This window comes from Pedobacter sp. 05L430, from assembly GCF_056397585.1.
Map to the genome: position 1 here is coordinate 1 of NZ_JBFTNT010000032.1, position 16,320 is coordinate 16,320.

Here is a 16,320-nt window from a genome sequence, read left to right on the forward strand (position 1 = left end):
GAAGAAGAGAGGGTATATTCGGCTTTCTCGGCCTCACCACTTAAAATTCTTATGTATGCTGTTCCTGATTTTTGTACTGCTGCATGTTCAGGTGTTTTTATGTAAAGGGCCACTTCCAGATTAGGCATTTTTATGGCTTGCTGAGGTAGCTCGTCCACAAAAACAGTTTCCATTGTCCAGGTTTTGGGAAGGTCTATTGCAAAATCATCAGCTATTCTTTGTACCTCATTTTTGAAATGATGCTCCTCTTCGGCAAAAACCGCCGATTCATACATGTATTTTTCTACAGGTATACAGGCAATGTAGAGCTGGAAACCTTTAATGTGTTTTCCTTCTCCGCCTTCCATTTTTTGTAGTTCCTGCTTAATGAAAACAAGTATAGCCTCCCTGATGGCTTTAACATCCTGTGGCTTTTCTGAGGTATTTTTACTAAATAGGTTAAACATGTTTTATCCTTTCTTTAACTAGTTGATGCTATCTTTTTTTACTACTATGTTTTCTTTTATAACAGGTTTTGCAACAGGCGGTTTAAAATCTTTGATATATCCAAGATCCAATAATGCTGGTACAACGTGTTTTCCGGCAAGTTGTACCGCTTTACTTGAGCCCCTGGTAGATTCTATACGAATACAAACAACAACGTGACCGGGACCTGATTTTTTGGGCGCAAAGAACACATACCAGCCGTCATTAATTCGCTCTTTTTTCCAGATCCTTTCTGGTGTTCCTGTTTTACCTGCTACAGTAATGCCCAATGTATACCGCTTATTGGCACTCTGCTTAAGCATGTAATCTGTAAGCAAAGCCGCGTATTGCGGGTCATTGGCCAACTTAATACCTGGCTTAACTTTAGTTGTAGAATCGCTGATCTTTAAAACATAACGATTAGCAACTAATGTGCCCTTATTAGCCACCCCGGATATTAGCCTTGCAACAGAGGCGGGGGTAGCAATTAACTCGCCCTGCCCCCAGGCCATCCCGGAAATACCTTTAGCCCTGGTGCGACGTATATTTGATGGATCATATCTCGGCTTAGTATTAAACTCAGTTTTACGCCAAAGATTCATCCACTTGTTCTCTTGTTTTGCATTACTGGTGTCCTTATCAAAGTAATAACCACCAACGCCTCTAAGGAACATTCCGGTTTTCATATATAAAGCGGCCATGTTTTCCTGCAAATGCTCTTCATTAGCTAATTTAATAAAATAAACATTGTTTGAGTTTACAATTGCACGCTCCAATGTAATATTTCCTGTTTCATCCGGTTCTATACCTTTGGTTCTGATCCTTTCATAGGAACTTACTGTAAAAGATCTTTTGGCTGCATTAATGCCCAGTTTGTTAAAGGCAGCCATTGCTGTTAAAACCTTAGCGGTAGAGCCTGGCTGTGTTGCGTAGGTAAACCCAAGATCTGCATTGGTATACCAGCCGGAAAGCTTGTTCTGTTCGTTGGTAGTCATGTTTAACAGCTCCCAATCCTTAACTGGAGGTAAGGGATAAACTGATGAAGCAAGTACATCGCCCGTTGAATCTTCCATGATTACCACGGAAACCCTGCTTTTTCTTAGTGAGGTATCCAAACCAACAGAATGCTGGATGGTTGACTGTAAACGTGCATCTATGGTGAGCTTAACATCTCTGTTTCTTTTTTTGAACGATTCAACCTCATTGCTGTTGATTCCTGCCAGTAGTAAAGGAGCCAGGGCGGCATAATCTCTTTTGCTTACCGTCATCTCTTTTACCCCTCTCGGCAGAAAGCGGTCTTCACGGTATTTATTCGCTTTTGTATTGAAGGAGGTAATAGGTGTATGGAAGCCTCTAAGCTCTGCTGCATGTTCATACTCGGCAAAATACCCGTTTGTGCTACCGTTAAATACTCCCGTGTTTGCATCACCTATCCAGAAAAAGGTTTGCTCTTCGAAAGGATAATACCTGTCGACCCGTTTATGCATGGCCGAATCGAGATTATAGCTAATGCCAGATGTTCTTAACGTGTCTGCCTGTTTCCTGACAAAGTCAGGATTACTTGTTGCAAGAACCCTTCCTTTTCTGTCGTATAACTGGCCCGCTTCTAATTTGTTCATTAAAATTGCAATGCGGGGATTATAGCTAAACATGCGTAAACCACTTCTATCGGCTACAAGCGATGGCTGTACTACCCATTTTTTATTATTGGCAATATATCTTGATATGGTGATGGTTAACAGAAGAACGGCGATACTGGCAGATAAAAGTGCCGGTACAAGGTTCTTATCTTGCTGTTTGGTAATAAATGCCATCTGTACATCTGTGCCTCTGATTAAAGAAACGGAAAGCAAAATGCCGGCTGCCATCATATTTGCTACCAGTGATGACCCACCATAGCTGATAAACGGTAATGCAACACCTGATAGGGGCAATGCTCCTGTAGAACCACCGGCAATGAGCAGGAACTGCACAAACATACTTATCCCAATACCTGCGCAGAGATAAAATAGAAATGGAGTGCCCGTTTGCCGGCCTATAATTATTGACCTGTTTAAGAAAATCAGGAACAACACAAATATGCTCACTATACCTGTCCACCCGAATTCTTCGCCTATGGCTGGCAATATCATGTCGGTGTGCGCCTCTGGTATTGTTTTGGCAAAACCTTCGCCTACACCCTGACCGGTTAAGCCACCACCAGACATAGCCCAAATGCCGTTTGCTACCTGGTCTCCGCCATAGACTTCGTTATTCCATGGGTCTTGCCATATAGATTTACGTTCTGTAAGCCGGTTAACAGGCCCCGGGATGAGTTTGTCGAGATAAGGAACCTGATCTATCAATAAGAAACCCGCGATGATCATGATGACCATTATTGCCGATTCGCTGGTCTGTTTTTTATTGATCAGCATGGCCAGGCCAATCAATACAACGGTAACCAGACTGGCTATCCAGATGTTCAAAAACCAGACAGTTAATGTGTAAGTAATGATGGCAATGAGCATCATCATGAAATCGCCACGCGAGAAAGAAAACAGTATGATAAATGTAAAACACACCACCATTGCAGGGCCCAGATCGCCCAGAACCAGGTACATCAGGATAGCGATGCCCATTGCCACAAGTGCGAATGAGAAGAAATACCATCTTTTTTGCCAGCTGCGGTATTCGGTGATAAAACGCTCGTTACTGGCAAAAAAGCCTGCAAGAAATAAAATGATGGCATATTTTACGATCTCACTGGGTTGTACACCAAACAGGTTTACTTTTACACCACTGCCCTCGGGGCCATTTCCGAAAATGATGGTTAAGGCCAGTAGCGCCAGTGCCAGCCCCGCCCATTGCCACCCGTTTGCTTTTCCTGAGTTTTTATTAAGCACAAGCATCCGGTAAAACCTGGAGTCGACATTAAACTTCCGGAATTTAATGAGCATTAATATAATGATGGCGAAAACGCCCATGCCAAAAAAAACAAGGGTATCTTTTGCTAAAAAACGATCTCGTAATGGATCCTGTAAACTGAGTAAGGCTATAAACGAGAACCCCGTCATTAGCATAATGATGGGTAAAATAAGCTGATCTGCCTGAGGAAACTTAACGCTTAGCAGGAAATGTAACAGGAAAAATCCTGCAAAAAAACTTCCGGTAATGATCCAGAACCATTTATTAAATTCATCAGGAGTACGTACTATCAGCGATTTTTCTTTCTTTAAGATTTTAAAATCCCTTGCAGAAAAAAGCCGGATAGTATGTTGTGTTTGCTTAAACGTAAACGAAGCATCTTTTTGAAGTTCCTGTATGCCCTGTGATCTTCCGAATTGAAAGCCGGGTTTTAGGGGTAACAGCTCAAAGGCTTTGTCTTCAGGTAAATTTAAAAATGCAAAATTCCCGTTGGCATCTGTTCGGACATATGATATTAATCCCGCTGATTTTACTTCTACCTCATCATCAACATAAGCACTGTCCTGAGGAACTATCATTTGTAGTTTTATCAGAACGCCGGATACGGCTTTATTGGCAGTATCTATAATCTTACCCGATATGCTATGGACCCCTAGTTTAAGGTCGGTTTGAGCAGGTAACTGAGGAGGCCGGTTTCTTTCCTGGGTAAAACGCAAAGAGTCGTCGCCGGTATACCCAAGTAATGCGCGCGAGTCGCTAGCTCTTTTTTTGAAATTTTGTCCTCCAGAGGCAAAAGCATAATCCGCCTCAACAAAGAATTTGCTTTTATTCAGCTCCCCAACGTTATCAAGCGGCTCTTTAAAAGACTTAACGCCTTTTGCAACAGTTTGTTCTATTAGGTTTACGTCTTTTTTGTCTTCAAAATAGTACCCCTTTTCAAGTAAGGTTTTTATGAGTTCACCTGGATTTTTAGCATTCAGGTTCATCATGGTTCCATTGTCCAAACGGAAACCCACGTCGGCAAAATTGCGCTGTAAGGTATTGAAAAGTGTAAAGAATAATGATCCTAACACGATGGTTATCAGTATAATAAAAGCACGTTCTATTTTCCTGCTCTCCATACTAATGACTTCCAGTGGTTGGTAATGAATCTGTTTTAAAAGAACTGGCAGGTATTTTTCCCTGGATATACATGTTCTGAGGCAAATTATAAGTAGCTTCTATGGAATTAACACAGTTGTTGAACCGTACATTTTTTAGCTGCAGTACATTGTTTTGGGATAATATGGCCGTATGGAAGTTTTCAAATGTGATGTTCTCTAAAAACACATACTTACTGATTGGTTTAATAGACACAGCACTGCCTTTATATGCTGAATCACTTCTGATGATAATAGGCGTTTTAGCAATGATGAAAAGCGTATCCTTATTAAAATGTATATCCTCATTAAGTATAATTGGCGATTTGAACAGGGAATCGGAAATGATTAGCGTGTTCCCAACCAATTTGTTAATCGTGTCCTGAAGTTTTGCTTCCTGCTCATTACGGACAGGTTGCAAAGCTGTCAGCTTTTGCTGCTTGATGGCATTTGAACGGACGTTATTTTGCCATAGCAGATAAAGTGCGAATGCCAGAAAAACAATGCAGAGTACAGACAACAGTGTTACCAAACCCTTATTGTTTTTTTGTACCACAGGAATAGCAACAGGAGTAATCTCTTTTTGCACCGTAACCTCTTTAGGGGCAGCATGGGTTATTGAAGGCTGGTGATTTACAATAGATTTTGGGCTTTTTACTTTTACTGCAGGTTTTGTTGCCTCATGTACCAGTGATTGTTTACCATTTTTAACCAAAACAACAGTTATATTGTCGCGTCCACCATTATTGTTAGCTGCTTGTATAAGCTCAGCTCCTTTTTCCTGTAAAGTGGTCTTTTTGGTCAGAATGTCTGTAATGCCTTGTCTGTTAACCATGTCGGAAAGGCCATCACTACAAAGCAATAACAAATCACCAGGAAGGAAAGGGGATTGGCCGGTTTCTATATAATCGTCCTGTGCTGCTATTTTTGCACCAAAACCCAAAGCTTTATTAATCTCGTTACGTTTGGGATGGCTCATGGCCTGTTCTTCGGTAAGGCGTCCGCTATCTTCCATGAAGCCTACAAAAGATTGATCTTTTGATATTTTAACCAATGATCCGTCGCGAAGTAAGTACAGCCGCGTATCACCAACATGCGCGTAATAGAGCAGGTTTTTTTGAAGATCGATAACTGCCAGTGTAAGTACACAGGCCATGTTTTCATGTTCCTTAACTTTTTGTTTTTCGGCCATTATCTGTCCATCGGCAGCAATAATAGCATCCTTCATCAGCGAAGGCAAGTCTTTACGCTGACTGTTCAGGTGTTGTAAAATTGACTGTCTGGCAATCGCCGAAGCAATTTCGCCTCCAGAATAACCCCCAACCCCATCTATCACACAGGCAATAACCAGATCGTTAGCTGCCGTAGTTTCGGCAATAAAGGTATCTTCATTATTATCTCTTACTTTTCCTGTATCGGTTAGTMCAAAGTAATTTCTATCCATTTTATTTGGGCGAATTTTTAATGTCTCTAAAATGTGCGATCAATAAAATGATGCATATAATGAATAACGCTATAGATAAGATATGCGACATATATCAGGATTTAAATATGTTAACACCAATAATTCCGTTCAATATAAGTCGAGAGTTAACAGGTAGTTCAGACCATTTAGGTCCGGTAATGTCACTTCTTTCAATTAGATTCTCGTTTAAAATGGTCTTTTCACCAAAAGAGGCTACATAGAACTTATCTTCGGGTCTGTTGTATCTTATTTTAAGATGAGGCGTATTTACCCACTCAGACGGAATCCTGAAAATATGATTTTCTTCCCTTGTTTCCTCGTTTCCGGAAACCACTATATCGTCTGCTTTCATCAGGTATTCTAATTTTTGTCCGGAGTAAGCTTTATCTGGAATAGTAGTTTCAAAACGTGCCAACACCACTCTTTGGCTATCATTTATTGTCTTTTCTTCAGGTTTCTGTATATCTACATAAGGGATCTCATAGTATCCTTCGCTGTAAAATATAAAGTCTTTTAGAATATCATTGTTTATGTCGAATGTTTGGGCCAGCCCTGTTTGCCGTGGTATAAAGGTAACTCTAAGATTTTCTTCTTTTTGCGTGCTGTCTGGCAATAATTTTCCTATAAAACTAATATCTCCAGGTTTATAATCCGGGTGAGATACAAATCTGAATACCCATTTATTACTTGACGGTTCTACCTTTTTACCATCTGCAACCTGTTTGTTTAATATTTCATAAAAGTTGTCGACAGATTCCTGAGATATTAGACCAAGAATACCTTTTTTGTTATCTATAAACTCACGATAATCGTCGGGATTAAGGCATATAATAAACTCATGATAAAATACCACACGTTCCGCAAATGACAATTCTGATATGGATTTCCGAAATTCTTCKATGATATATTTATAAACCTGGTTAGGTGTAAGCGGTTTCGACTTGCCCGATGATGTGGATCCATTATTGGTTAAGAACCAGTCCTGGATGCCCATGCGTTGCCAAATAGAAGGTTTTGTACTCATTTATAATTGCTGTAGTAAATATTAGATCGAAAGATAAGGAAAAAAAACATTGCCAAATGGCCCTTCATAGATTTAACAATTACAACGATGATTTTGTGTTGGGAGTATGAAGGAGTTGGTTAACTTTGCGGGAACTTATGAAATTATCTATTTTCTGTTTGTTTAGCCCTTTCTTCTTTTTGTTTTCGGGGTTTCCGGTTTTTGCACAGCAAGATACAATTGATTGCGTTAAAGTACTTGATACTGAACCCTATTTTGTTAAGCATAAAACTGCAGAACAAGACGTAATGCTGAAACGTGATATAGAGATTTTAAAACACTGCGGTAATTTTGATAGCATTGACAATGAGTTTTTTAAAGGGTCGATATTAGGCGCTTTAATGCTGGATCAGGTAAGATTGGGGAAACCGGCTACCTACAGAACGCTGATTGAGATGTTGACCGTTTTTAGAGAGACGGCATCCTATAAAGATTTTGCTGAAGGCATGGTATTATACAGAAACCTAAAAAAGAAGAAGGTAAGTCTGGAAGAATGGGAAACAGATAAAGAGCTATTTGTAAGAATGGGTTTTACGGTTAATGACCTTGAAGATTTTAAGGTGTTTCTAAGCAAGCCGGAACATATTAAGCTTACCTATGGCGAGGCTTTAACTCAATACATGGCGGAAATTGAGGCCATGAGTATCGACAAATAAGAAAGCGGATAGTATGTAGCGTTTTTGATATATTTTACGTTTAGTGATGAAAAGGATGTTTATGTTTAAGAAAATAGCGATGCTTGTTTGCGCAGTAGGGGTAATACTGCTGGCAGCATGTGATAAAACAGATAATTCAAATTGCCAGGATAAAATTTGCGATGAAAGTTTTGCTACTTTGGTATTGAAGTTCGTAGATAAAAATGGAGAAGGAGTAGCTGTTGATAATTATAGTGCTGTAAATCAACGTACGGGCGATACTTTAAGTGTTGCGACAAGTGATATCAATTCTGAAACTGGTATTTATATTGTGGCTAGCGACCGCCATATCAGCAAACTTTCAGAAAGTGGAGATAGTGTTAAAGTTACCGGAACGTATACCAAAAGTGCACAGACCAAGTCGGCAATTATAAAGGTAAAAGGAGGGAATTGTGCCTGCCATATATCAAAAATTGATGGGCCTGAGCAAATTAAGTTTGATTAATTTGCTGGTTCGGCAAAATACTCCCTCCTTTTAGCAGACCTTATTTATCTGCTTTAATTTCTACTCGTCTATTTAAAATTCTTCCTTCTTCAGTAGAATTTGAAGTTACTGGCTGACTTTCGCCAAAACCTTTAACGGTAAAGTTAGATGCATTTAAACCTGCATTAACAAGATAAGACTTAACTGAATTCGCTCTGTCAACAGACAAAGACATGTTTCTTTCCGGTGTACCTTCTGCTGAAGAGTGTCCGTTTAAGACAAATTTAGCTGTAGGGTCCTTTTTAATTTCGGCAACGGCTTTATCTAAAATTGGGAATGAAGCCGTTTTTAACACGTCAGAGTTAAATTCAAACTGAATGTTTTTGAAGTTAAAATCTGGTTCAGGTGCAGGAGCTGGTTTTTCTGGCTCTGGCGCAGGAGTTGGTGCAGGTTTTTCTGGCTCTGGCGCAGGTGCTGGTTTCTCAACCGGAACCGGATTTGGTTTCGCTACTACTTTCTTTGTTTTACACGAATACATCGAGATTGACAAAAGTCCGATGACTGCAAGGAGCGAAATTGTTTTTGTAATTTTCATTTGAGTTTTATAAAATTTAGTTCATTTGTTATGTGCACAAAAGGTATTAATTATATCTTAAAATGCAAATAAAATAACATACTAATAACGCCAGTTATATTAAGAACGTGTGTTCTACTAAATTTATTTAAAAAATGAAGTGTTTGTGCTCATGTAAATCCGCTGATTAAACAAGTCGTATTGAACGAACTTTTGCCCCTTTATTGTCGGATTTTAGTTTGATGTTAATAGGTTGTTAAATTATTGCGTCAAACACATTTATTTGGGCTTTTTTGTGTTTGTTCTTTTTGTTCACTTTTGCCTTTTTGGAGGTATTGAGTCTTTATAGTTGTAATTTTGGGCATACAAGAGCGTAGGATTATTGCTTTTTATTGTGTTTTTTAAAATGTTGTTGAAATATTTAGTTGAAAGCGCATAATTTTCTTGATATAGAGCTACTTTGAATAAAATCATGGTGCTTTTCTGTATAAAAATCCTGCTTCTGTAGAATATGTTAAATGATATTCGAAGAATACTCGAAGTTGAACCCTAATCATCCCTCAACAACATGAAAACTCCCATTATTATTGGAATAACTCCATTTGAAAGGCCTGATGTAAATCTTGCCTGTGCGGTGTCAAATGCGAAGGCGTTTCCTGTACTTCACCTCGGAAGAGATAAAGCCGTAGCTGCCGATGCGTTAGAGCAGTTGTCAGAAAAATGTTCGACAGGATTTGGCGTGTGCCTGATTTCGGACGATCTTAAGGATGTTGTTTTTCCTGAACAGGTAACTATGGTTATACTGCCGTATGGAATACAAATTACCAGAAAAAAACAGGTTAAGCTGTTTTATCAGGTTTGCAATGTTGAAGATGCCAAAAAAGCCCAGGCCGAAGGAGCTGACGGGATTATAGTAAAAGGTAATGAAGGTGCCGGTAAGGTAGCCTATGAGTCATCATATATCCTATTTCAACGCATTGTTAAAGAGGTTAAAAATATAAACATATATGTACAGGGTGGTGTTGGAATACATACTGCTGCTGCTTTAATTGCGTCTGGTGCAGCAGGAGTTGTATTGGACAGTCAACTTGCATTGTTCCCTGAATGCAGCGTTCCAGACCCCATAAAACAAATCTGCGAAAAATTAAGTGGTAACGAAACCAGACTGATTGGGGATTTCAGGGTATTGGTGCGACCGAATTCACCTGTACTTGCTGAAGAGGCCACAGCCAAAGATCTTGAACCTTATTTTAATGGGTTTGATCTGGAGCGCTCGTTCCTCCCAATGGGGCAGGATATTGCGATCTCAGCAGATCTTGTAAACCGGTACAGAAAATTAGACAAGTTAATATTTGGGATTCAGGAAGCTGTTCACGGACATCTTAATCAGGCTAAATCAATCAACGTGATTAGCGTTGACAATGCATTGGCAAGAGATTTAAATATTACCTATCCGATAGCACAAGGKCCTATGACAAGGGTTAGTGATGTAGCACCTTTTGCTAATGCTGTAGCTGAAGCGGGGGCATTGCCTTTTGTTGCACTATCATTGTTAAAGGGAKATCGAGCAAAGGAACTGATCAGTGAAACTAAGAGACTTGCGGGAAATAAAACCTGGGGCGTAGGCATATTGGGTTTTGCTCCTCAGGAGTTGCGTGATGAGCAGCTGGAATATATAAAACAAGAGATGCCTCCGGTAGTGTTAATTGCGGGTGGCAGACCGTCGCAAGCTAAACCGCTTGAAAAACTGGGTATCAAAACCTTTCTTCATGTGCCATCGGTTTCACTCCTGGATATGTTTTTAAAGGAAGGCGCCAGGCGTTTTGTTTTTGAAGGGCGAGAGTGCGGCGGGCATGTTGGGCCGTTATCGAGTATGGTTCTTTGGGAGAAGCAGATTGAGCGTTTATTAAAAGAAGATCAACCGGAACAGATCAGTGTGTTTTTTGCTGGTGGCATCCATGATGCTTTATCAACCGCATTTATTGCTGTAATGGCAGCGCCCTTAGCAGCAAAAGGTGTAAAGGTTGGGGTGTTGATGGGTACTTCATATTTATATACCAGAGAGGCAGTAGCTACGGGGGCTATTCAGGATAAATTCCAGGAACAAGCAATGGTGTCTAACGATACGATATTATTGGAAACAGCACCAGGTCACGAAACCAGATGTTTAAATTCTCCGTTTGCGGCATTCTTTAATGAAGAAAAAGAAAAGCTCCAGAAAGAAGGTGTAGATAAAAAGGAAATCTGGGCAAAGCTGGAAAGCTTAAATGTTGGTCGCCTGCGCATTGCAGCAAAAGGAATTGAACGCAAAGGTGATAAACTGGTAACCATTGATGAAAAGGATCAGTTGCACCTGGGTATGTACATGATTGGGCAAATAGCGGCAATGCGTAATGAGGTTGTTTCTATTTTAGATTTGCATAAAGATGTTGCTGTAGGCAACTATAAATATATTGAAAACGCAGCATTGGCTGCACTTCCTGAGGCTAACGGAAAATCACTAAACGTAGCCATTGTAGGAATGGCCTGTATTTTTCCGGGCGCAAAAAATATTGAAGAGTATTGGCGTAATATTATTCTGGGGAACGATTCGGTAACGGAAGTTCCGGATGAACGCTGGAATAAAGAGCTATACTATAATCCGGAATCAACGGAGAATGACATGTCGCATTCTAAATGGGGTGGTTTTATCCCTAAGATTGATTTCGATCCATTGGAATATGGAATTCCCCCACAATCGTTAGCGGCAATTGAGCCAACGCAGTTATTGAGCCTTATGGTAGCCAAACAGGCAATGGAAAATGCCGGTTATAGAGAGGGTAACTTTAATGCAGAGAACGTATCTGTAATAATAGGAGCCGAAGGTGGGAATGACCTTGCCAATAGCTACAGTTTCAGAGGTTTCTTTAAACAGGTATTTGGCGAAATGCCGGCTGAACTGGACGAACTGCTGCCGAAAACAACAGAGGATTCTTTTCCTGGAATTTTAGCCAATGTAATTTCAGKACGTATTACAAACAGGTTAAATCTTGGTGGGCGCAATTATACTGTTGATGCGGCATGCGCTTCATCTTTAGCGGCTATCGATTTGGCTTGTCAGGAATTGTTCCTCGATAAGTCGGATATGGTACTTGCTGGTGGGGCGGATGTACATAACGGTATCAATGATTACCTGATGTTCTCGAGTACTCATGCTTTATCCCGCAAGGGAAGATGTGCAACGTTTGATGCTGAGGCTGACGGTATTGCCTTAGGTGAAGGTGTAGCTATGGTGGTGCTGAAAAGGTATGAAGATGCTTTGAGGGACGGTGATAGGGTTTACGCTGTAATTCAGGGTATTGGTGGTTCAAGTGACGGGAAGAGCCTTGGTTTAACAGCCCCGCGTAAATCTGGTCAGGTTAGGGCGCTTGAACGTGCATATGGGCAGGCGGGCATCTCGCCATCAGTTCTTGGACTGGTAGAGGCACATGGAACGGGTACCGTAGTTGGCGACAGAACAGAGCTTAGTGCTTTAACTGATATGTTAAATGAATCAGGCGCGAGGGCAAATCAAACCCATCTGGGATCAGTGAAAACCCAGATAGGCCATACCAAATGTGCGKCAGGTTTAGCAGGTTTAATAAAAGCTGCTTTATCTGTTTATCATGGCGTAAAACCGCCAACCATTAACTTAACAAAACCTAACAGTTATTATAACAGTAGTACAAGTCCTTTCGCTTTTCATACCGAAGCCGGGTTGTGGATGGAAGATAAACGTTATGCAGGGGTAAGTGCTTTTGGTTTTGGAGGTACTAATTTCCATGCGGTTATTGAAAGCGATCATAAAGTTTCTGAACAGGCATCTGCATTAACTTCATTGCCGTCTGAACTGTTTGTTTTTAGAGGCGATACCTATGAGGAAGCCAAAAAACAATTGAGTAATGTAAAGGCTTTACTGGATGAAAACGACAATATAGATTTAAAGGACATTGCCTTTAGCTTGGCCATGGGAAATACTAAGCAGATACAGCTGAGTATTGTAGCTGATAGAGTTGAAGACCTGATTATGAAGATTGACCTGGCTTTATCGGGCGTTGAAAGTAAAGATACCTATATCACTAAGAAGAGAGCCGGTAAGGTAGCGTTTATGTTCCCCGGACAGGGTAGTCAGCGTATCAATATGGCAAGAGATCTTTTTGTGATATTTCCCGCCATGCGGAAACTGCTAAACAACAGGAGTAAATATGAACAAGTCCTTTTCCCAAATGCGGTATTTGATGAAGCTTCTTTAAAAGCTCAAAAAGAAAGAATTAAGGATACCCGTATGGCGCAGCCGCTTTTAGGTATTGTGGATCTGGCAATTGCTAATTTTCTTAAAGATTTGGGTATTGAACCTGACATGGTTGCAGGACATAGTTATGGTGAGTTACCTGCTTTGTGTTTTGCCGGTGCTTTTGATGATGATCAACTGGTGTTTTTGAGTGAACAAAGGGCCAAAGCGATTCTCGATGCTGTAGAAGATGGAGATACGGGGGCTATGATTGCGGTAACCAGTAAGGAGGATGAGATATTTAAGGTGATTGATGGCATGAAGGATGTTTATGCAGTAAACTATAATTCGCCAACTCAATTGGTAATTGCAGGTACAACGCCTGCAATTAAAAAGCTTGCAGAAATACTTAAAACTGCTAAAATTTCTTTCAGACAATTGGAAGTTGCCTGTGCTTTCCACAGTCCGCTGGTGGCTAAATCGAAAGCGATTTATAAGGATGTGTTAGATAAGGTTGAGTTTACAGATCTCAGCTTACCTGTTTGGTCAAACACGACCGCTGGATTATATCCGACAGGGGCGGAAGCAGTAAAGGAAAGACTTACCGATCACCTGGTGAAACCTGTGAAATTTGTAGAACAGGTAAAACAGATGTACCAGGACGGAGCAAGAATCTTTATTGAAGTTGGACCTGGAAAAGTATTAACAGCTCTAGCGAAAGCATGCTTAGGCAGAGATGAGTTGCTACTTTATGCAGAGGACAATAGCCACAATAAGATAACACATTTGCTTTGTACAATTGCGACTTACATAGCCACAGGGCGTGATGTTAAATTGGAGAAATTGTTTGAAGGCCGTAATGGCAGGCATTTAAACCTGGATGAACCAGAGCAGTACAAGAAGAGTAAAACAGTTTGGTATGTAAATGGGCAGCATGCAATTCCATCGGTAGGGAAACTACCTGCAAACGGGGCTTTGCCGATAATGCAACCACTTAAACTAAAAGGAACAGAAGTGAAAACAGAATATATAAATAACCCATCGAATGGGGCAGAACAAATGATGCAGGAATACCTGAACAGTATGAAAATGATGATTCAGGCACAACGTGATGTGATGTTAACGTTTTTAGCTCAGCAATCGCCAAATATGCAAATGCCTCAGCAAATGTATGTTCCTGCACCGGTTGTAACGCAATCAGCGCCATCGGTACAGATTGCAACCAGGCAACCTGTGTCCGAGATTCAGCCAGTGGCGACCGTTGTAAAACCTGTAGCATTAAAAGTTGATGTTAAAGCGGTTTTAATGAGTATTGTAAGTGATAAAACTGGTTACCCTCAGGAGATGCTTGGGATGGAAATGGACTTAGAGGCTGATTTAAGTATTGATTCTATTAAACGTATGGAGATTATAGGTTCCTTGCGCACTGAACTGGGTGGTTTTAGTAATGCAGATAAAAATGAAGATGCTTTTATGGAGCAGCTTGCAGGTATTAAAACATTAAGTGGTTTGGTAAACTGGATCAATGAAAATACTGCTTCGGCTGTTCCGGTTACAGAGGAAGTGACTGGTGTGAAATTTACGCTTGCAGATATTAAATCTGCAATTCTTTCAGTTGTAAGTGATAAGACCGGTTATCCGCAGGATATGCTGGGGATGGATCTTGATCTCGAAGCGGATCTAAGTATAGATTCAATTAAACGCATGGAAATTATTGGCGAGTTGAAGGTAAAGATCGGTTTTAGTAAAGGTGAGGAAAGTGGCGATGATCTAATGGAAAAACTTGCTGCGATTAAGACGCTTAATGGTCTGGTAAATTGGATTTCGGAGATAGAATCTGAAGGTACCGAAACCGTTGCTGAGGCTAAAAAGATTATTGAAGAGAGCGCAGTAAATGATAATTATGGTGAGTCATTGTCAAGACTTCGGTTTGAGCTTACCCCTTCGGAACTTTTAAATAAAGATACCTCATCATTAAAAGGAGTTCGTTTTGCGGTAACTGACGATGCTGGTTTGCAGGCCATGGCCATTAAAGAACTATTTGAGGCTCAGGGAGCAATTGTAGATGTTGTTTCTGCTAAAGATAGTTTAAAAGGTTATAAAGGTTTGATCATGCTGAACATGTTCAGTACGCCAGATAAGGCTACCATTATTGACAATATTGCAATGATAAAGGAGCTGGATTTTGAGGAGATGAAATGGGTATATCTAATTTCGGATACCAAGGGTTATATGGATAATGAATCTGATGCGGCCATGTTAAGGCACTTTCAGGGATACTCAGGCTTGTTTAAAAGTTTAGATAAGGAATATGAAAATACCAAATGCAGGGTTGTAAGTTTAACCACAAAATCTGCAGCATCAGAAATTGCTAAAATCACCTTGAATGAGATCCTGAATCCGGATGAGCCTTCTGAGGTTATATATGATGGCATTAACAGACAAACGCTTGAGCTTATTCCTTCGCAGCTGGTAACCGGATTGGCTGATTCCCATATTCAGCTGGATAAAGAAGCGGTGGTGCTGGTTCTTGGCGGAGCCCAGGGTATTACCGCTAAGCTGATGACACATTTTGCAAAGGATTATCCTTGCAGATATATTTTAGTTGGCCGTTCTCCTGATCCCAGAGCCAATGGATTGGACCAGTTTACTTTTATGAAAACCAAAGAAGAGATCAGAGCTTATCTAATCAAACAGGGTAATCTTAAAAAACCGTTAGAAATAGAGCAGGAAACAAACAAAATCTATAAAAACAACCAGATTCTGGAAACTATCGGCTCACTTGAATCAGAAGGGTCTATAGTATCATATGCATCACTTGATCTGCGTGACGAAGAAGGCTTAAGCAAATTTATTGGTCAGGTTTATGAAGAATACGGAAGGATAGATGGGGTGGTTCATGGCGCAGGCTTGCTGGAGGATAAATTGTTCCATGGTAAAACGGTGGAATCTTTTAGACGGGTTTTTGAAACCAAGGTAACTCCTTTACGTGTGCTTGCAGAGCAGCTAAGACCAGAAACGCAATTCGTAATCTTCTTCTCGAGCATAGCTTCGGTTTACGGAAACCGTGGACAAACAGATTATGCGGCAGCAAATAGCGTAATGGACAGGTACGCCTGGGCATTAAAAGCCAAGATAAATGGTAAGGTGATGGCGATAAACTGGGGGCCCTGGAAAGGCGCGGGAATGGTTTCGTCTACGCTGGAAAAAGAATATGAACGCAGAGGAATTTCGATGATACCCTTGCAGGATGGTATGGAAACCTTTGTAAATGAAGTTAAATACGGAAATGAGAGTCAGGTACTCATCATGGCAGGAAGTAACTGGTAGCCAGGGGACGTT

Annotated in this window: 7 protein-coding genes and 1 pseudogene; 3 read left to right on the forward strand and 5 right to left on the reverse strand. The window is 40.5% G+C overall.

All coding sequences use genetic code 11. The features are described from left to right. The 4 genes and pseudogenes from AC1DG9_RS07985 to AC1DG9_RS08000 all read right to left on the reverse strand — a co-directional run. A pseudogene (locus tag AC1DG9_RS07985) lies at positions 1-446 on the reverse strand (FHA domain-containing protein); the annotation flags it as partial. An 18-nt stretch (positions 447-464) separates the two neighbouring features. Then, positions 465-4,490 carry an FtsW/RodA/SpoVE family cell cycle protein gene (locus AC1DG9_RS07990; protein WP_337717386.1) on the reverse strand — a complete coding sequence of 1,342 codons (4,026 nt, stop codon included), beginning with the start codon at positions 4,488-4,490 and terminating at the stop codon, positions 465-467. A gap of 1 nt (position 4,491) precedes the next feature. Continuing rightward, on the reverse strand, positions 4,492-5,952 hold the full coding sequence (locus AC1DG9_RS07995) for a PP2C family protein-serine/threonine phosphatase (RefSeq protein WP_477634483.1): 1,461 nt from the start codon (positions 5,950-5,952) through the stop codon (positions 4,492-4,494). A gap of 94 nt (positions 5,953-6,046) precedes the next feature. Beyond that, positions 6,047-6,997 (reverse strand): hypothetical protein, encoded by a 951-nt coding sequence (locus tag AC1DG9_RS08000; RefSeq protein WP_172661133.1) that lies wholly within the window; start codon positions 6,995-6,997, stop codon positions 6,047-6,049. A 137-nt stretch (positions 6,998-7,134) separates the two neighbouring features. Between AC1DG9_RS08000 and AC1DG9_RS08005 the strand changes: the two genes are divergently transcribed. Together AC1DG9_RS08005 and AC1DG9_RS08010 are read left to right on the forward strand one after the other, a co-directional pair. Beyond that, positions 7,135-7,692: a hypothetical protein gene (locus AC1DG9_RS08005; protein ID WP_288884194.1), complete on the forward strand. Its 558-nt coding sequence runs from the start codon at positions 7,135-7,137 to the stop codon at positions 7,690-7,692. 61 nt (positions 7,693-7,753) lie between these two features. Next, the gene (locus tag AC1DG9_RS08010; protein ID WP_337717390.1) at positions 7,754-8,176 is read left to right on the forward strand and encodes a hypothetical protein; all 423 of its coding nucleotides are present in this window, start codon (positions 7,754-7,756) and stop codon (positions 8,174-8,176) included. A 40-nt stretch (positions 8,177-8,216) separates the two neighbouring features. On the opposite strand, the gene AC1DG9_RS08015 is transcribed toward AC1DG9_RS08010, so the two are convergent. After that, the gene (locus AC1DG9_RS08015) at positions 8,217-8,750 is read right to left on the reverse strand and encodes an OmpA family protein (protein ID WP_172661130.1); all 534 of its coding nucleotides are present in this window, start codon (positions 8,748-8,750) and stop codon (positions 8,217-8,219) included. 547 nt (positions 8,751-9,297) lie between these two features. Between AC1DG9_RS08015 and AC1DG9_RS08020 the strand changes: the two genes are divergently transcribed. Continuing rightward, positions 9,298-16,308, forward strand: coding sequence for an SDR family NAD(P)-dependent oxidoreductase (locus tag AC1DG9_RS08020; protein WP_477634484.1), 7,011 nt, complete (start codon positions 9,298-9,300; stop codon positions 16,306-16,308). Positions 16,309-16,320 lie beyond the last annotated feature (12 nt).

Bases quoted from the DNA above. Each gene is read 5' to 3' on its own strand.
- AC1DG9_RS08010 (WP_337717390.1), top strand. From the start codon at position 7,754: ATGTTTAAGAAAATAGCGATGCTTGTTTGCGCAGTAGGGGTAATACTG.
- AC1DG9_RS08015 (WP_172661130.1), bottom strand. From the start codon at position 8,750: ATGAAAATTACAAAAACAATTTCGCTCCTTGCAGTCATCGGACTTTTG.
- AC1DG9_RS07990 (WP_337717386.1), bottom strand. From the start codon at position 4,490: ATGGAGAGCAGGAAAATAGAACGTGCTTTTATTATACTGATAACCATC.
- AC1DG9_RS08005 (WP_288884194.1), top strand. From the start codon at position 7,135: ATGAAATTATCTATTTTCTGTTTGTTTAGCCCTTTCTTCTTTTTGTTT.